The 17,054-nt window shown below is 57.7% G+C and carries 17 protein-coding genes; all 17 read left to right on the forward strand.

Features of this window, described 5'->3' with window-relative positions; translation table 11 throughout:
* Window positions 1-4: 4 nt before the first annotated feature.
* The 17 genes from rsmG (at window position 5) to AACY42_RS13175 (ending at window position 16,985) form a co-directional block, all read left to right on the forward strand.
* Window positions 5-640: a 16S rRNA (guanine(527)-N(7))-methyltransferase RsmG gene (gene rsmG / locus AACY42_RS13095; protein WP_339479944.1), complete on the forward strand. Its 636-nt coding sequence runs from the start codon at window positions 5-7 to the stop codon at window positions 638-640.
* An 18-nt stretch (window positions 641-658) separates the two neighbouring features.
* The gene (locus tag AACY42_RS13100; RefSeq protein ID WP_339479826.1) at window positions 659-1,456 is read left to right on the forward strand and encodes a ParA family protein; all 798 of its coding nucleotides are present in this window, start codon (window positions 659-661) and stop codon (window positions 1,454-1,456) included.
* 9 nt (window positions 1,457-1,465) lie between these two features.
* Complete coding sequence (locus tag AACY42_RS13105; protein ID WP_003207098.1) at window positions 1,466-2,338, forward strand: ParB/RepB/Spo0J family partition protein; 873 nt, start codon at window positions 1,466-1,468, stop codon at window positions 2,336-2,338.
* Window positions 2,339-2,486: 148 nt separating this feature from the next.
* Complete coding sequence (locus tag AACY42_RS13110; RefSeq protein WP_339479827.1) at window positions 2,487-2,894, forward strand: F0F1 ATP synthase subunit I; 408 nt, start codon at window positions 2,487-2,489, stop codon at window positions 2,892-2,894.
* 16 nt (window positions 2,895-2,910) lie between these two features.
* Entirely contained in the window at window positions 2,911-3,780 is an 870-nt protein-coding gene (gene atpB, locus AACY42_RS13115; RefSeq protein ID WP_339479828.1) for a F0F1 ATP synthase subunit A, read from the forward strand.
* A 131-nt stretch (window positions 3,781-3,911) separates the two neighbouring features.
* Window positions 3,912-4,169: a F0F1 ATP synthase subunit C gene (gene atpE, locus AACY42_RS13120; RefSeq protein WP_003097235.1), complete on the forward strand. Its 258-nt coding sequence runs from the start codon at window positions 3,912-3,914 to the stop codon at window positions 4,167-4,169.
* A 58-nt stretch (window positions 4,170-4,227) separates the two neighbouring features.
* Entirely contained in the window at window positions 4,228-4,698 is a 471-nt protein-coding gene (locus AACY42_RS13125; protein ID WP_003187193.1) for a F0F1 ATP synthase subunit B, read from the forward strand.
* 12 nt (window positions 4,699-4,710) lie between these two features.
* Entirely contained in the window at window positions 4,711-5,247 is a 537-nt protein-coding gene (locus AACY42_RS13130; RefSeq protein ID WP_339479830.1) for a F0F1 ATP synthase subunit delta, read from the forward strand.
* A 21-nt stretch (window positions 5,248-5,268) separates the two neighbouring features.
* Window positions 5,269-6,813: a F0F1 ATP synthase subunit alpha gene (gene atpA, locus AACY42_RS13135; RefSeq protein ID WP_339479832.1), complete on the forward strand. Its 1,545-nt coding sequence runs from the start codon at window positions 5,269-5,271 to the stop codon at window positions 6,811-6,813.
* Between the two features lie 50 nt (window positions 6,814-6,863).
* On the forward strand, window positions 6,864-7,724 hold the full coding sequence (gene atpG, locus AACY42_RS13140) for a F0F1 ATP synthase subunit gamma (RefSeq protein ID WP_003207090.1): 861 nt from the start codon (window positions 6,864-6,866) through the stop codon (window positions 7,722-7,724).
* 27 nt (window positions 7,725-7,751) lie between these two features.
* The gene (gene atpD, locus AACY42_RS13145; protein ID WP_339479834.1) at window positions 7,752-9,128 is read left to right on the forward strand and encodes a F0F1 ATP synthase subunit beta; all 1,377 of its coding nucleotides are present in this window, start codon (window positions 7,752-7,754) and stop codon (window positions 9,126-9,128) included.
* Between the two features lie 45 nt (window positions 9,129-9,173).
* A complete protein-coding gene (locus AACY42_RS13150; protein ID WP_003207087.1) occupies window positions 9,174-9,599 on the forward strand; it encodes a F0F1 ATP synthase subunit epsilon in 426 nt (141 codons plus the stop codon).
* 115 nt (window positions 9,600-9,714) lie between these two features.
* Entirely contained in the window at window positions 9,715-11,082 is a 1,368-nt protein-coding gene (glmU, locus tag AACY42_RS13155; protein WP_339479836.1) for a bifunctional UDP-N-acetylglucosamine diphosphorylase/glucosamine-1-phosphate N-acetyltransferase GlmU, read from the forward strand.
* Window positions 11,083-11,288: 206 nt separating this feature from the next.
* Complete coding sequence (locus AACY42_RS13160) at window positions 11,289-12,065, forward strand: DeoR/GlpR family DNA-binding transcription regulator (protein ID WP_339479838.1); 777 nt, start codon at window positions 11,289-11,291, stop codon at window positions 12,063-12,065.
* Window position 12,066: 1 nt separating this feature from the next.
* Window positions 12,067-13,899, forward strand: coding sequence for a glutamine--fructose-6-phosphate transaminase (isomerizing) (gene glmS / locus AACY42_RS13165; protein ID WP_339479839.1), 1,833 nt, complete (start codon window positions 12,067-12,069; stop codon window positions 13,897-13,899).
* A gap of 882 nt (window positions 13,900-14,781) precedes the next feature.
* Window positions 14,782-15,780 (forward strand): ATP-grasp domain-containing protein, encoded by a 999-nt coding sequence (locus AACY42_RS13170; protein WP_339479841.1) that lies wholly within the window; start codon window positions 14,782-14,784, stop codon window positions 15,778-15,780.
* 68 nt (window positions 15,781-15,848) lie between these two features.
* Window positions 15,849-16,985 carry a trypsin-like peptidase domain-containing protein gene (locus AACY42_RS13175; RefSeq protein ID WP_339479843.1) on the forward strand — a complete coding sequence of 379 codons (1,137 nt, stop codon included), beginning with the start codon at window positions 15,849-15,851 and terminating at the stop codon, window positions 16,983-16,985.
* Window positions 16,986-17,054 lie beyond the last annotated feature (69 nt).

A 17,054-nucleotide genomic window follows, 5' to 3' on the forward strand; every position in this document is an offset into this window, starting at 1 on the left:
TTCGATGGTCACCTCGCAACACGCTGAAGAGTTATCCACAGGTGCCCGTCAGCTCGGCGTCAACCTGACCGAAGCCCAGCACGCGCAATTGCTGGGTTATCTGGCGTTGTTGATCAAATGGAACAAGGCCTACAACCTGACCGCCGTGCGCGATCCGGACGAAATGGTCTCGCGCCACTTGCTCGACAGCCTCAGCGTCATGTCCTTCATCGAAAACGGTCGCTGGCTGGATGTCGGCAGTGGCGGCGGTATGCCGGGAATCCCGCTGGCGATCCTGTTTCCCGACTCGCAAGTGACCTGCCTGGACAGTAACGGCAAGAAAACCCGCTTCCTGACCCAGGTCAAACTCGAACTCAAATTGGATAACCTGCAAGTTATCCACAGCCGCGTCGAAGCGTTCCAACCTGCCGAGCCGTTTAGCGGAGTCATCTCCCGGGCATTCAGCAGCATGGAGAACTTCAGCAACTGGACTCGCCACCTGGGCGACGCCGATACGCGCTGGCTGGCAATGAAGGGCGTTCATCCGGCCGATGAGCTGGTAGCATTGCCGGCAGACTTCCACCTCGATAGCGAACACGCCTTGGCCGTACCCGGTTGCCAAGGCCAACGCCATCTGCTGATACTGCGCCGCACGGCATGATTGGGAACACAAGCAAGAATGGCTAAGGTATTCGCGATAGCGAACCAGAAGGGTGGTGTGGGCAAGACCACCACCTGTATCAACCTCGCAGCATCCCTGGTCGCGACCAAGCGCCGGGTGCTGTTGATCGATCTCGATCCACAGGGCAACGCCACCATGGGTAGCGGTGTGGATAAGCATGGTCTGGAAAACTCCATCTACGACGTCCTGATCGGCGAATGCGATCTGGGCCAGGCCATGCACTTCTCCGAACACGGCGGTTATCAACTGCTGCCGGCTAACCGTGACCTGACGGCGGCCGAAGTGGTGCTGCTGGAAATGCAGATGAAGGAAAGCCGTCTGCGTAGCGCCTTGGCGCCGATCCGGGAAAACTACGATTACATCCTGATCGACTGCCCACCGTCGCTGTCGATGCTGACCCTCAACGCCCTGGTGGCGGCCGATGGGGTCATTATCCCCATGCAGTGCGAATACTTTGCATTGGAAGGGTTGAGCGACCTTGTGGATAACATCAAGCGCATCGCCGAACTGCTGAACCCGGACCTTAAGGTCGAAGGCCTGCTGCGGACCATGTACGACCCGCGCCTGAGCCTGATGAACGATGTTTCGGCCCAGCTCAAGGAACACTTCGGCGCGCAGCTCTACGACACGGTCATCCCGCGTAACATCCGTTTGGCCGAAGCGCCGAGCTACGGCATGCCGGCCCTGGCCTACGACAAACAATCCCGTGGTGCGCTGGCTTACCTGGCCCTGGCGGGCGAGATGGTTCGCCGTCAGCGCCGCAATCCACGCACCGCTGCAGCCCAGCCAACTTAAGGAAACCCCATGGCCGTCAAGAAACGAGGTCTCGGACGTGGACTGGATGCACTGCTCAGCGGGCCCACTGTCAGCTCGCTGGAAGAACAGGCCGTCCAGGTCGATCAGCGTGAGTTGCAGCATTTGCCGCTGGATCTGATCCAGCGCGGCAAATATCAGCCGCGCCGGGACATGGATCCGCAGGCGCTGGAAGAATTGGCCCAGTCGATCAAGAGCCAGGGCGTGATGCAGCCGATCGTGGTCCGACCGATCGCCAATGGCCGCTTCGAGATCATTGCCGGCGAACGTCGCTGGCGCGCCAGCCAGCAGGCCGGCCAGGAAACCATCCCGGCAATGGTCCGCGATGTGCCGGATGAAACGGCCATTGCCATGGCGCTGATCGAGAACATCCAGCGTGAAGACCTCAACCCGATCGAGGAAGCCGTGGCCCTGCAGCGCTTGCAGCAGGAATTCCAGCTGACCCAGCAACAAGTTGCCGAGGCGGTGGGCAAGTCCCGAGTGACCGTGGCCAACCTGCTGCGCCTGATTGCGTTGCCGGAAGTCATCAAGACCATGCTGTCCCATGGCGACCTGGAAATGGGTCATGCCCGGGCTTTGCTCGGTTTGCCGGAAAATCAACAGGTTGAAGGGGCGCGACATGTTGTCGCACGCGGGCTGACGGTGCGCCAAACCGAAGCACTGGTTCGCCAGTGGTTGAGCGGCAAACCGGCGCCTGTCGAAGCACCCAAAACCGATCCTGATATCGCTCGTCTTGAACAGCGCCTGGCCGAGCGCCTGGGCTCTGCGGTGCAGATCCGCCACGGAAAGAAGGGCAAGGGGCAATTGGTGATTGGCTACAACTCCCTCGATGAGCTGCAAGGTGTCCTTGCGCACATTCGCTGAAACAATTGCTCTTGTAGCGGGCAGTCGGAAATCACTACCTGGCAGTTGAATAGGGGCAGAACCGCCCCTATACTCTGCGCGCATTTTGTCGGCACAAATTATGCCAAGTTATTGAATGATGGCGGCCGACTATTGGAGAGCAAAAGCGATGGAAACCCGCACGCCAAACCGCTTGCCGTTCCATCGTCTGGCAGTTTTCCCGGTTTTGATGGCTCAATTCACCGTCGTACTGATCGCCACGCTGGCGCTCTGGCAATGGAAAGGAGTCGTCGCCGGATACTCAGGGCTTTGCGGAGGCCTGATAGCCTTGCTTCCCAATGTTTACTTTGCTCACAGGGCCTTTCGGTTTTCCGGCGCCCGAGCAGCCCAGGCTATCGTCCGGTCTTTTTACGCCGGCGAGGCGGGGAAACTGATTTTGACGGCAGTGCTGTTTGCATTGACGTTCGCAGGTGTGAAGCCACTGGCGCCGCTGGCTGTATTCAGCGTCTTCGTGCTGACCCAACTGGTTAGCTGGTTCGCTCCCCTGCTAATGAGAACAAGACTTTCGAGACCTTAGGGCGTTTGAGGCAACCATGGCAGAGACAACCGCTTCGGGCTATATCCAGCACCACTTGCAGAACCTGACCTTCGGTCAGCTACCCAACGGCGGCTGGGGCTTTGCCCACTCCGCAGCAGAGGCCAAAGAAATGGGCTTCTGGGCTTTCCACGTCGATACCCTCGGCTGGTCGGTCGCATTGGGTCTGATCTTCGTTCTTCTTTTCCGCATGGCGGCAAAGAAGGCGACTTCCGGTCAGCCTGGTGCACTGCAGAACTTCGTTGAAGTACTGGTCGAATTCGTCGATGGCAGCGTGAAAGACAGCTTCCATGGCCGTAGCCCGGTGATCGCACCGCTGGCGCTGACCATCTTCGTCTGGGTGTTCCTGATGAACGCCGTCGACCTGGTACCGGTCGACTGGATTCCTCAACTGGCCATCCTGATCTCCGGTGACCAACACATCCCATTCCGCGCCGTGTCGACCACCGACCCGAACGCGACCCTGGGCATGGCGTTCTCGGTCTTCGCACTGATCATTTTCTATAGCATCAAGGTCAAGGGCTTCGGCGGCTTCATCGGCGAACTGACCCTGCACCCATTCGGCAGCAAGAACATCCTCGTTCAAGCCCTGCTGATCCCGGTGAACTTCCTGCTGGAATTCGTGACCCTGATCGCCAAACCGATTTCTCTGGCACTGCGTCTGTTCGGCAACATGTATGCCGGCGAACTGGTGTTCATCCTGATCGCTGTGATGTTCGGCAGCGGCCTGCTGTGGCTCAGCGGCCTGGGTGTAGTCCTGCAATGGGCGTGGGCTGTGTTCCACATCCTGATCATCACCCTGCAGGCGTTCATCTTCATGATGCTGACCATCGTCTACCTGTCGATGGCGCACGAAGAAAACCATTAAGACCAGTCTCGACTAGTCTGATGTCCTTCCCGGTCAAACGGGAAGGAGCCCGAACCGGGCTGAGAAACGATTTGTTTTACCGCTTTAATCTAAAAAACCTAAACCATACGACGTAAAAGTCGGGAGGAAAGATGGAAACTGTAGTTGGTCTAACCGCTATCGCTGTTGCACTGTTGATCGGCCTGGGCGCACTGGGTACCGCAATTGGTTTCGGCCTGTTGGGCGGCAAGTTCCTGGAAGGCGCAGCGCGTCAGCCAGAAATGGTTCCAATGCTGCAAGTCAAAATGTTCATCGTGGCCGGTCTGCTCGACGCCGTGACCATGATCGGTGTTGGTATCGCGCTGTTCTTCACCTTTGCGAACCCGTTCGTTGGTCAAATCGCTGGCTAATTACTCGGATGTCTCGAGTAGATTGGTGTGATGGACAACGTAACTGCGAGGTGTTGGCGTGAACATTAATGCGACCCTGATTGGCCAGTCCGTTGCGTTCCTGATTTTTGTACTGTTCTGCATGAAGTTCGTATGGCCTCCGGTCATTGCGGCATTGCACGAACGTCAAAAGAAGATCGCTGATGGTCTGGACGCTGCCAGCCGAGCGGCTCGCGACCTGGAGTTGGCCCATGAGAAAGTGGGTCAGCAACTGCGCGAAGCGAAAGCTCAGGCAGCTGAAATCATCGAGCAAGCCAAGAAACGCGGTACCCAGATTGTCGACGAAGCCCGTGAACAGGCTCGCGTCGAAGCTGACCGTGTGAAGGCTCAGGCTCAAGCCGAGATCGAACAGGAACTCAACAGTGTCAAAGACGCGCTGCGTGCCCAAGTGGGTGCCCTGGCCGTTGGCGGTGCTTCGAAGATCCTGGGTGCCACAATCGATCAAAACGCGCACGCAGAGCTGGTTAACCAACTGGCTGCTGAAATCTAAGCGAGGGCGATCATGGCAGAACTGACCACGTTGGCCCGACCTTACGCTAAGGCGGCCTTCGAGCACGCTCAGGCCCACCAGCAACTGGCCAATTGGTCAGCCATGCTCGGCCTGGCTGCAGCGGTGTCGCAAGACGACACCATGCAGCGCGTGCTCAAGGCCCCGCGACTGACGAGCGCAGAAAAGGCCGCCACGTTCATTGACGTGTGCGGCGACAAGTTCGATACCAAGGCACAGAACTTCATTCACGTCGTTGCCGAAAACGACCGTCTCCTGCTACTGCCGGAGATCGCCACTCTTTTCGACCTGTACAAGGCCGAGCAAGAGAAGTCGGTAGACGTGGACGTGACCAGTGCTTTCGCATTGAACCAAGAACAGCAAGACAAACTCGCCAAGGTTCTCAGTGCACGACTCAACCGGGAAGTGCGCCTGCAAGTCGAGGAAGACAAGTCCCTGATAGGGGGCGTTGTAATCCGCGCCGGCGACCTGGTTATCGATGGCTCGATTCGCGGCAAAATCGCGAAACTTGCCGAAGCATTGAAATCTTGAGTTTGAAGGGGCAGCAGAGCAATGCAGCAACTCAATCCTTCCGAAATAAGTGAAATTATCAAGGGCCGCATCGACAAGCTCGATGTGACCTCCCAAGCCCGTAACGAAGGCACTGTCGTCAGCGTATCTGACGGCATCGTGCGGATTCACGGTCTGGCCGACGTCATGTACGGCGAGATGATCGAGTTTCCGGGCGGCGTCTACGGTATGGCCCTCAACCTGGAGCAAGACTCCGTAGGTGCCGTTGTCTTGGGTGCTTACCAGTCTCTGGCTGAAGGCATGAGCGCCAAGTGCACTGGCCGTATCCTCGAAGTTCCGGTTGGTAAGGAACTGCTGGGTCGCGTCGTCGATGCACTGGGTAACCCTGTTGACGGCAAAGGTCCACTGGGCAACACCGAGACCGACGCGGTCGAGAAAGTTGCTCCGGGCGTGATCTGGCGTAAGTCGGTAGACCAGCCTGTACAGACTGGCTACAAGGCTGTCGATGCCATGATCCCTGTCGGCCGTGGCCAGCGTGAGCTGATCATCGGTGACCGTCAGATCGGTAAGACCGCTCTGGCGATCGACGCGATCATCAACCAGAAGAACAGTGGCATTTTCTGCGTCTACGTAGCCATCGGTCAGAAGCAATCGACCATCGCCAACGTGGTTCGCAAGCTGGAAGAAAACGGCGCCCTGGCCAACACGATCATCGTGGCGGCCAGTGCTTCGGAATCTCCTGCGCTGCAGTTCCTGGCACCGTACTCCGGTTGCACCATGGGCGAATACTTCCGCGACCGCGGTGAAGACGCGCTGATCGTTTATGACGATCTGTCCAAGCAGGCAGTGGCTTACCGCCAGATCTCCCTGCTGCTGCGCCGTCCACCAGGCCGTGAAGCTTACCCAGGCGACGTGTTCTATCTCCACTCCCGTCTGCTGGAGCGCGCATCCCGCGTTTCGGAAGAATACGTAGAGAAGTTCACCAACGGCGCAGTGACCGGCAAGACCGGCTCCCTGACCGCACTGCCGATCATCGAAACCCAGGCTGGCGACGTTTCCGCGTTCGTTCCGACCAACGTGATTTCCATCACCGACGGTCAGATCTTTCTGGAATCGGCCATGTTCAACTCCGGGATCCGTCCTGCTGTGAACGCCGGTGTTTCGGTATCCCGTGTGGGTGGTGCCGCTCAGACCAAGATCATCAAGAAGCTGTCCGGTGGTATCCGTACCGCCCTGGCCCAGTATCGTGAACTGGCGGCATTCGCCCAGTTCGCTTCTGACCTGGACGAAGCGACCCGTAAGCAACTTGAGCATGGTCAGCGCGTTACCGAGCTGATGAAGCAGAAGCAATACGCACCAATGTCGATCGCTGACATGGCGCTGTCGCTGTATGCCGCTGAGCGTGGGTTCCTGACTGACGTTGAAATCGCCAAGGTCGGCAGCTTTGAACAAGCGCTGATTGCTTACTTCAACCGCGATCACGCCGACTTGTTGGCCAAGATCAACGTGAAGGGTGACTTCAATGACGAAATCGACGCTGGCATGAAAGCCGGTATCGAGAAGTTCAAGGCCACCCAAACCTGGTAAGCCGCAGCGGGAGTCGCAAGGCTCCCGCTTGCTAACCTGATAGGTGTTACATGGCAGGCGCAAAAGAGATTCGCAGTAAGATTGCGAGCATCAAAAGCACGCAAAAAATTACCAGCGCCATGGAAAAAGTGGCGGTCAGCAAAATGCGCAAGGCACAAATGCGCATGGCTGCTAGCCGCCCTTATGCGGAGCGCATCCGCCAGGTGATTGGTCATCTGGCCAACGCCAACCCGGAATATCGCCACCCGTTCATGATCGACCGTGCTATCAAGCGCGTCGGTTACGTTGTGGTGAGCAGTGACCGTGGTCTGTGTGGTGGCTTGAACACCAACCTGTTCAAGGCCCTGGTCAAGGACATGGCTGTAAACCGCGAACAAGGCGTCGAGATCGATCTGTGCGTGATTGGTAGCAAGGGTGCGGCTTTCTTCCGCAACTTCGGCGGCAACGTCGTCGCCGCTATCAGCCACCTGGGTGAAGAGCCGTCGATCAATGACCTGATCGGCAGCGTCAAGGTGATGCTGGATGCTTACCTGGAAGGCCGGATTGACCGCCTGTCCGTGGTATCCAACAAGTTCATCAACACCATGACGCAGCAGCCAACCGTGGAGCAATTGATTCCACTGGTGGCGACCCCGGAACAGGAACTCAAGCACCACTGGGACTATCTCTACGAACCGGATGCCAAGGAGCTGCTTGACGGCTTGATGGTCCGCTACGTGGAGTCGCAGGTCTACCAGGCGGTGGTCGAGAACAACGCAGCTGAACAAGCAGCGCGGATGATCGCGATGAAGAACGCTACCGACAACGCCGGTGATTTGATCAGCGATTTGCAGCTGATCTACAACAAGGCGCGTCAGGCTGCGATCACCCAAGAGATCTCGGAAATCGTCGGCGGCGCTGCCGCGGTTTAACGGTTCAAATATTCAGAGGATCCAGCTATGAGTAGCGGACGTATCGTTCAAATCATCGGCGCCGTTATCGACGTGGAATTTCCACGCGACAGCGTACCGAGCATCTACAACGCGCTGAAAGTACAAGGCGCGGAAACTACCCTGGAAGTTCAGCAGCAGCTGGGCGACGGCATCGTTCGTACCATTGCGATGGGTTCCACCGAAGGCTTGAAGCGCGGTCTGGACGTTATCGACTCTGGCGCTGCCATCTCCGTACCGGTCGGTAAAGCGACCCTGGGCCGGATCATGGACGTACTGGGTAACCCGATCGACGAAGCTGGTCCGATCGACACCGAAGAGCGCTGGGGCATTCACCGTCCTGCGCCATCCTTCGCTGAACAAGCGGGCGGCAACGACCTGCTGGAAACCGGTATCAAGGTTATCGACCTGGTTTGCCCGTTCGCCAAGGGCGGTAAAGTGGGTCTGTTCGGTGGTGCCGGTGTAGGCAAGACCGTAAACATGATGGAACTGATCCGTAACATCGCCATCGAGCACAGCGGTTATTCCGTGTTCGCCGGTGTGGGTGAGCGTACTCGTGAGGGTAACGACTTCTACCACGAGATGAAGGACTCCAACGTTCTGGACAAAGTGGCACTGGTCTATGGCCAGATGAACGAGCCGCCGGGAAACCGTCTGCGCGTAGCCCTGACCGGCCTGACCATGGCCGAGAAGTTCCGTGACGAAGGTAACGACGTTCTGCTGTTCGTCGACAACATCTACCGTTACACCCTGGCCGGTACTGAAGTATCCGCACTGCTGGGCCGTATGCCTTCGGCAGTAGGTTACCAGCCGACCCTGGCTGAAGAGATGGGCGTTCTGCAAGAACGTATCACTTCGACCAAGGAAGGTTCGATCACTTCGATCCAAGCGGTATACGTACCTGCGGATGACTTGACCGACCCGTCGCCAGCGACCACCTTCGCCCACTTGGACGCCACCGTCGTTCTGTCCCGTGACATCGCTTCCCTGGGTATCTACCCAGCGGTTGACCCACTGGACTCGACTTCGCGCCAGCTGGATCCGAACGTGATCGGCCAGGAGCACTACGACACCGCTCGCGGCGTCCAGTACGTACTGCAGCGCTACAAAGAGCTGAAGGACATCATTGCGATCCTGGGTATGGACGAGCTGTCGGAAACCGACAAGCAGTTGGTATCCCGCGCTCGTAAGATCCAACGCTTCTTGTCGCAGCCGTTCTTCGTGGCTGAAGTCTTCACCGGTGCCTCGGGTAAATACGTTTCCCTGAAAGACACCATTGCTGGCTTCAAAGGCATCCTCAACGGTGACTACGACCACCTGCCAGAACAAGCGTTCTACATGGTCGGCGGCATCGAAGAAGCGATCGAGAAAGCCAAGAAACTGTAATCCCGGCGCCCGGCAACGGGCGCTAATTTAGGTTGAGGCAATCAGATGGCTATGACAGTCCATTGCGATATCGTCAGTGCGGAAGGGGAAATCTTCTCCGGTCTGGTCGAGATGGTGATTGCGCATGGTGAGCTGGGTGATCTTGGTATCGCTCTGGGTCACGCACCGCTGATCACTAATCTGAAACCGGGTCCGATCCGCTTGATCAAGCAGGGCGGGGAAGCCGAGGTGTATTACATCTCCGGTGGTTTCCTCGAGGTTCAGCCGAACATGGTCAAGGTCCTTGCCGACACTGTGCAACGTGCTGCCGACCTGGACGAAGCCTCCGCTCAGGAAGCCGTCAAGGCTGCCGAGAAGGCCCTGCACGAGCGAGGCGCGGAGTTCGATTACGGTTCTGCTGCTGCACGTCTGGCCGAGGCCGCAGCTCAGCTGCGCACCGTCCAGCAGATCCGCAAGAAGTTCGGCGGCTAGGCCGTCTGCTTCCTGTGCGATTGATTAAAAAGGGTAGCCTCGGCTACCCTTTTTTCTTTTCCCGACACTCATCATCTGGTCGCAACCGCTGACCACCCAGGATTGGTAGCCAGTCATGTCTCTCGAAATCGTTATCCTCGCGGCCGGTCAAGGCACCCGCATGCGTTCGGCGCTGCCCAAGGTCTTGCACCCGGTAGCCGGCAATTCCATGCTTGGCCATGTTATCCACAGCGCCCGGCAACTTGATCCACAGCGCATTCACGTGGTGATCGGCCACGGCGCCGATGCGGTACGCGAACGCCTGGCGGCGGATGACCTGAATTTCGTCCTGCAGGACAAACAACTGGGCACCGGTCATGCGGTCGCCCAGGCCGTGCCGTTCATCACGGCTGATACGGTGCTGATTCTCTACGGCGATGTGCCGCTGATCGAAGTCGACACCTTGCAACGCCTGCTCAAGCATGTCGCGCCACAACAGTTGGGCCTGTTGACCGTCGAGCTGGACGACCCCACCGGTTATGGCCGCATCGTGCGTAACGTGGACGGCCAAGTAACCGCCATCGTCGAGCAGAAGGACGCCAACGAAGCCCAGCGCGCGATCACTGAAGGCAATACCGGGATTCTGGCCGTACCGGCCGAGCGTCTGGGTGACTGGATGAGTCGTCTGTCGAACAACAACGCCCAGGGCGAGTACTACCTGACCGACGTGATTGCCATGGCGGTCAGCGACGGGCTGGTGGTCGCCACCGAGCAGCCGCTGGACGCCATGGAAGTGCAGGGCGCCAACGATCGCCGGCAACTGGCCGAGCTGGAGCGCCACTATCAATTGCGCGCCGCCCGCCGCCTGATGGCGCAAGGCGTGACCCTGCGCGATCCAGCCCGTTTCGACGTGCGCGGTGAAGTCAGCGTGGGTCGCGACGTGGTCATCGACATCAACGTCATCCTCGAAGGCAAGGTTGTCATCGAAGACGACGTGGTCATCGGCCCGAACTGCGTGATCAAGGACAGCACCCTGCGCAAAGGCGTGGTGATCAAAGCCAACAGCCATCTCGACGGCGCGATCATGGGGGAAGGCAGCGACGCCGGCCCGTTTGCCCGCCTGCGCCCAGGTTCGGTGCTGGAAGCCCGTGCCCATGTGGGTAACTTCGTTGAACTGAAAAACGCTCATCTGGGCGAAGGCGCCAAGGCTGGGCACCTGACCTACCTCGGTGACGCTGAAGTCGGCGCCCGCACCAACATCGGTGCCGGGACCATTACCTGTAACTACGATGGCGCCAACAAGTGGAAAACCGTGTTGGGTGAAGATGTGTTCATCGGCTCGAACAACTCCTTGGTAGCACCTGTGGATATCTCCAGCGGCGCGACCACGGCGGCCGGTTCGACCCTCACCCAGAATGTGGATAACGGCCAATTGGCAGTCGGACGCGCCCGTCAGCGCAATATCGACGGCTGGAAGCGACCGGAAAAAATCAAGAAGCCGTAAAGTTATCCACAGACCCTTGTGGGAGCGGGCTTGCTCGCGAAAGCGGTCTGTCAGGCAAAGCCGTATTGCCTGATCTGGCCCATTCGCGAGCAAGCCCGCACACATTTGTGAGCAGATTTCTGAATTTTTCTCCCGGCGTCTTGACGACATCCCTTCAATAGGTTTTGATTGCTTACGTTATCTTTCGAATCGAAACTTATATCGCCATGTCGAAACGCAACACACCACAACGCCGTCACAACATCCTAGCCTTGCTCCAGGAGCAGGGTGAGGTCAGTGTGGATGAGTTGGCCAAGTGCTTCGAAACCTCGGAAGTTACGATTCGCAAGGACCTCGCGGCCCTGGAAACCAATGGTTTGCTGCTGCGTCGCTACGGTGGTGCGGTGCCGATGCCGCAGGAGTTGGTGGCCGATAACGGGCAAAGCGTCTCCAAGTACAAACTGGCCATTGCCCGGGCCGCCGTGAAGCGGATCCGCGAGCACGCGCGCATCATCATCGACAGTGGTAGCACCACCGCCGCCATGATCCCGCAACTCGGCCAACAACCGGGCCTGGTGGTGATGACCAACTCCCTGCACGTCGCCAATGCTTTGAGCGAACTGGAGCACGAGCCGGTGCTGTTGATGACCGGTGGCACCTGGGACCCGCACTCCGAGTCGTTCCAGGGCCAGGTGGCCGAGCAGGTCCTGCGTTCCTATGACTTCGACCAGTTGTTCATCGGCGCCGACGGCATCGATCTGGTTCGAGGTACCACCACCTTCAATGAATTACTGGGCTTGAGCCGTGTGATGGCTGAGGTTGCCCGCGAAGTGATCGTGATGGTGGAGGCCGACAAGATCGGCCGCAAGATCCCCAACCTGGAGCTGCCGTGGAGCAGCATCCATACCCTCATTACCGATGATCGCCTGCCCGTAGAGGCCCGCGATCAGATTCAGGCCCGCGGCATCACCGTGATCTGTGCGCCTGTCAGCCAGGAGAAATAGCATGTGTGGAATTGTCGGCGCCGTTGCTGAACGCAACATCACAGCAATCTTGCTTGAAGGCCTCAAGCGCCTGGAATACCGCGGCTACGACAGCGCCGGTGTGGCGGTGTTCACCAACGACCAGAAGCTTGAGCGCATGCGTCGCCCGGGCAAGGTCAGCGAGTTGGAGAATGCGCTGCAAGCCGAACCGCTGCTCGGTCGCCTGGGCATCGCTCACACCCGTTGGGCCACCCATGGCGCGCCGTGCGAGCGTAATGCTCACCCGCATTTCTCCGGCGATCTGGCGGTGGTGCACAACGGCATCATCGAAAACCACGAAGCCCTGCGTGAACAGCTCCAGGCGCTTGGTTATGTGTTCACCTCGGACACCGACACCGAAGTCATCGCCCATTTGCTCAATCACAAGCTCAAGGACCTGATGGACCTGACCGTCGCGCTCAAGGCCACGGTCAAGGAGTTGCACGGTGCCTATGGCCTGGCGGTCATCAGCTCGAAACAACCTGATCGACTGGTGGCGGCCCGCAGCGGCAGCCCATTGGTCGTCGGCCTGGGCCTGGGGGAAAACTTCCTGGCGTCTGATCAGTTGGCGCTGCGCCAGGTCACCGACCGCTTCATGTACCTGGAAGAAGGCGATATCGCCGAAATTCGCCGCGACAGCGTGCAGATCTGGGACCTCGACGGCAAAGGCGTGGAACGTGAGACCGTCCAGTACCGCGACGGTGCTGAAGTCGCCGACAAGGGCGAGTTCCGCCACTACATGCTCAAGGAAATCCACGAACAACCGACTGTGGTGCAACGCACCCTGGAAGGCCGCATGAGCCAGAGCCAAGTGTTGGTCCAGGCGTTCGGTCCACAAGCGGCCGAGTTGTTCGCCAAGGTCCGTAACGTGCAGATCGTGGCCTGCGGCACCAGCTATCACGCCGGTATGGTCGCCCGTTACTGGCTGGAAGAGCTGGCCGGTATTCCTTGCCAGGTCGAAGTGGCCAGCGAGTTCCGCTATCGCAAAGTCGTGGTGCAACCCGATTCACTGTTCGTCACCATCTCCCAGTCCGGCGAAACCGCCGACACCCTGGCCGCCCTGCGCAATGCCAAGGAACTGGGTTTCCTCGCCAGCCTGGCGATCTGCAACGTGGGCATAAGCTCGTTGGTGCGTGAGTCTGACCTGACCCTGCTGACCCAGGCCGGTCGTGAGATCGGCGTGGCATCGACCAAGGCGTTCACCACGCAACTGGTGGGTCTGCTGTTGCTGACGCTGTCCCTGGGCCAGGTCCGCGGCACCCTGGGTGAAGGCGTCGAGGCCAAGCTGGTGGAAGAACTGCGTCGCCTGCCCGCCCGGCTGGGCGAAGCCTTGGCCATGGACGCTATTGTGGAAAAAATCGCCGAGCTGTTCGCTGAGAAAAACCACACCCTGTTCCTGGGCCGTGGCGCGCAGTTCCCGGTGGCGATGGAAGGGGCCTTGAAGCTCAAAGAGATCTCCTACATCCACGCCGAGGCCTACCCGGCCGGAGAACTCAAGCACGGCCCGCTGGCGCTTGTGGATAACGATATGCCGGTGGTCACCGTGGCGCCGAACAACGAGCTGCTGGAAAAGCTCAAGTCCAACCTGCAGGAAGTGCGCGCCCGTGGCGGCCAGTTGATTGTCTTTGCCGACGAAAAGGCTGGCATGACCAACGGCGAAGGCACCCACGTGGTGCACATGCCGCACATCCACGACATCCTGTCGCCGATTCTCTACACCATCCCATTGCAGTTGTTGTCGTACTACGTCGCCGTGCTCAAGGGTACCGATGTGGACCAGCCGCGTAACCTGGCGAAATCGGTCACGGTTGAGTAAGGATGCTGCGCGGGTAACGGATTGTGGTTTTAGAGAATTAAAACTGTCGCTGGTGAATTAAATCTGTCGCAGGTTGCTGATTGTTCTGATCAGCGCCTGTTACGGACGTGCCCAAAATCCCTATTGCCTGCACGAAGCAGCCTCGCTCCGATCTGCATATGACTCCGAGAATCCGGCGCGATGAATCGCTACATTCGTATATGCAGCGAATCCTTTACCTCAATTTGGGAAATCCGGATTTCTCGAAGCTAAAAAAACTCCTACCGTACAAAATCGATAAGCTGACGATAAAAATCATTGCGTCAGTTCTGAATTGGCCAGGATGCTACGGCTTCAATCGTTTACTTCATGAACACACCAGTTATGCACTTGTTGGTGTGTTCAAGGACACTAACTGTTGGCGCCGATGCCGAGTTGACCCAGTTGCCGAGATTTTACTGACCCAGTCTGACTCCTCGTGAATCATTGTTTGTGCTCGATTGTTGTAGTTTTAGAGATGGGACAGTCTTGCGTCGGCAATTAGGTCAATCCGGGGGCAGCATCAACAGCACATGACTTTATTTACATATGTATCTGCTCATGGAGGTGTAAGGTGTTTGGTCGATTGAGGTTTTTGTCAGCGAGGAACTCATGGTAGTTCGAGTTCAAGGGGGGCTTGGTTAAAAAGTGTTGCTGTCTATTATTCAGCGTGTGCTGATAATTTGTTACAGTTGGATACATTTTTTTTATCTTCAGTGCGAGAGATTTAATAGCAACGCATGATGATACCTTGGGCATAATAGTTGCGCCTTGAATGCCATCCGGTGCCGTTTGGTGCTCGGCTCATCGGCAGTGCTTCATGTCAGACCAGTCTTCTCCAACACAATTGACCAAGGGATTCTGATGATCTGGTTTCTTGAAGGGCAAGCTTCTCAGCGTGAGATCATCCTGGGCGCCCGCGAAGCTTTACCCGTGGGCATTAAAATCTTTGCCTCCCACCGCGCTGATCGCCCTGAAATCACCCGTCTGGCTGACCACAGCTTCGTTGAGCCTTTGGATCGTGACGAGCGCCTTCTGTGGGTGATCAAAACGGCCCGCGCCAATGCAGTCAAAGTCGTCGTAGCGGGTCGCGTGGGCGGAGCCTATGAGGCACATCGACATGAGTTCGAAAATGCTGGGCTGGCACTGGTCACCGGAGGTACCTCACCTAGAACGTTTGAGCTCGTCGATAACAAAAGCCTGTTTACTGCCGAAGCCGAGCGCGCGGGCCTTGCCTGTGTACCTGCTATCACGGTCAACAATGCCGATGAGCTGGTGTCTGCCTATCAGCTACTGTCGGCCCAAGGTGCGGTGTGCATCAAGCCGGTGGTCGGGATTTATGGGCAGGGATTCTGGCGCTTCAATGAACACTGCGATCCTTTCCGCTGCTTCGCTAATCCTGACGCTCGCGAGGTCAGTTTCAATGCGTACCTGAGCCTTTACAAGCAGGCTGTAGAGCAACCCCCGATGCTGGTCATGCCCTACATGATGGGTAGCGAGTGCTCTGTAGATATGGTGTGCGAGGGTGGAAAAGTCATCGAATTTGTCGGTCGTCGCAAGGAGGGTGTGCATCAGTTTTTCGAACGTGACACCCCGGCTACCCGTTTAGCTTTGCGCGCCGCAGAGCATTTTGGCTGTGACGGTATCGTCAATGTTCAAACCCGCGACGATGCCGCAGGCCAGCCTCATCTTCTTGAAATCAATGCGCGCTACTCCGGAGGGATCGGTTACACCCGTGCAACCGGCATCAACCTCGCCGGTATCTTTGCGACCCGTCGACTGGGCTTCCCTGTACCTATCAGCGACTGGATTGACGGTGTGCGGGTCAAACCGATCACCGTCGCTGTGACTATCTCTGGTTGATATTAAATTGCCTCTCAAGTTGTTACACTTTTGTACAGTCAATACGATTTTACTCAGGGAGGGAGTGCATGCTCGCGCCAGGCGCTAACACCGCTTTATCAGGAAGCAAAGCCGCCTGGACCTTAGAATCCGATCAGCTGACAGCCTTCGGATCGACGGCGGCCATTGCTCTTCTTCCGGTTGATGAAAAACGTAGCCCTAAAGGCACACCGGCCCTTTTCCATGCGCCCCAGACAGATTGGATGGAGTGGAGCGGGGAACCTGAGCAAATTGCCTGTTCCATTGACTTCACAAGACTTCCGACTGGAAGCGACCGGGTGTTGGTTGTCGTTTATATCTATTCGAACCTTGGGCCAATCAGTGCCTTACGAGCGTTGCGTTTAACTATTGACGGCACAATCAAGTATCACCTGGACATCAGTGGCCAAGGTGAAACCGCGATGATTATCGGGGAGTTTTACTTAAGAGCTGGGCAGTGGAAATTCAGGGCGCTGGCCGAAGGGTCAGCTTATGGACTGTCGGCACTGGGCCGCCGTATCGGCCTCGATATCGACGACGCCAACCCCGAAAGCCGTAGGTCTGATCCCGAATCTGGCCGTAACGGATCGGCCTCCAGTGCTACCGGTACCGGGTTCGCCGTGTCGCCATCGATGGTAGTGACCTGCGCCCATGTAATTGAGGGGATGTCTGAGGTAAGGATCAACTCATTTAATGGTCATCATCGGGTGGAGCCGGTGATGGTCGATACACGCAACGACATTGCGCTCTTGCGCGTTGAGCATGGAACGCTTTCTCCGGTACGGTTTTCCGGTGCCTCAGGGTGTTCACTGGGTGATCCGGTGGTCGCCGTAGGCTACCCGATGTCAGGTGTTGCAGGAGGGGGCGCGCATGTTACGCAAGGGGGTGTCTCCGCGTTGTTTGGCCTGCGCAATGACTCGAGCCTGCTGCAGTTCACGGCGCCAATTCAGCCAGGCTCAAGTGGTAGCCCGCTGTTCGACGCTGCTGGGGGTGTAATGGGGATGGTCACTTCATCCGTTCCCGACGCTCAGAATATGAACTTCGCGGTGAAACTCAATCTCCTTGTTTCTTTTCTCGATGCGTGCAATGTGTCGGTAGTGCTTGATCCGCTCAAGGCGTCTATAAGCGCCTCGGAAATTGCCCGACGCGTACAACCCTCGCTATGGAAGATTGAAGCTCGAAATTGAATCAGCGTTTTTGCAGTGGATTTTTAGGTGCGTACGTTAGGTTCACTACTACCGGCCACAGGAAACAAT

The sequence above is a fragment of the Pseudomonas sp. RL_5y_Pfl2_73 genome (genome assembly GCF_963970515.1).
Lineage (GTDB): Bacteria > Pseudomonadota > Gammaproteobacteria > Pseudomonadales > Pseudomonadaceae > Aquipseudomonas.

Coding starts and splice junctions, on each gene's coding strand:
- glmU (WP_339479836.1), top strand. CDS start 9,715: ATGTCTCTCGAAATCGTTATCCTCGCGGCCGGTCAAGGCACCCGCATG.
- glmS (WP_339479839.1), top strand. CDS start 12,067: ATGTGTGGAATTGTCGGCGCCGTTGCTGAACGCAACATCACAGCAATC.
- AACY42_RS13160 (WP_339479838.1), top strand. CDS start 11,289: ATGTCGAAACGCAACACACCACAACGCCGTCACAACATCCTAGCCTTG.
- AACY42_RS13105 (WP_003207098.1), top strand. CDS start 1,466: ATGGCCGTCAAGAAACGAGGTCTCGGACGTGGACTGGATGCACTGCTC.
- AACY42_RS13170 (WP_339479841.1), top strand. CDS start 14,782: ATGATCTGGTTTCTTGAAGGGCAAGCTTCTCAGCGTGAGATCATCCTG.
- AACY42_RS13110 (WP_339479827.1), top strand. CDS start 2,487: ATGGAAACCCGCACGCCAAACCGCTTGCCGTTCCATCGTCTGGCAGTT.
- atpA (WP_339479832.1), top strand. CDS start 5,269: ATGCAGCAACTCAATCCTTCCGAAATAAGTGAAATTATCAAGGGCCGC.
- atpE (WP_003097235.1), top strand. CDS start 3,912: ATGGAAACTGTAGTTGGTCTAACCGCTATCGCTGTTGCACTGTTGATC.
- atpG (WP_003207090.1), top strand. CDS start 6,864: ATGGCAGGCGCAAAAGAGATTCGCAGTAAGATTGCGAGCATCAAAAGC.
- AACY42_RS13175 (WP_339479843.1), top strand. CDS start 15,849: ATGCTCGCGCCAGGCGCTAACACCGCTTTATCAGGAAGCAAAGCCGCC.
- AACY42_RS13130 (WP_339479830.1), top strand. CDS start 4,711: ATGGCAGAACTGACCACGTTGGCCCGACCTTACGCTAAGGCGGCCTTC.
- AACY42_RS13100 (WP_339479826.1), top strand. CDS start 659: ATGGCTAAGGTATTCGCGATAGCGAACCAGAAGGGTGGTGTGGGCAAG.
- rsmG (WP_339479944.1), top strand. CDS start 5: ATGGTCACCTCGCAACACGCTGAAGAGTTATCCACAGGTGCCCGTCAG.
- atpD (WP_339479834.1), top strand. CDS start 7,752: ATGAGTAGCGGACGTATCGTTCAAATCATCGGCGCCGTTATCGACGTG.
- AACY42_RS13150 (WP_003207087.1), top strand. CDS start 9,174: ATGGCTATGACAGTCCATTGCGATATCGTCAGTGCGGAAGGGGAAATC.
- atpB (WP_339479828.1), top strand. CDS start 2,911: ATGGCAGAGACAACCGCTTCGGGCTATATCCAGCACCACTTGCAGAAC.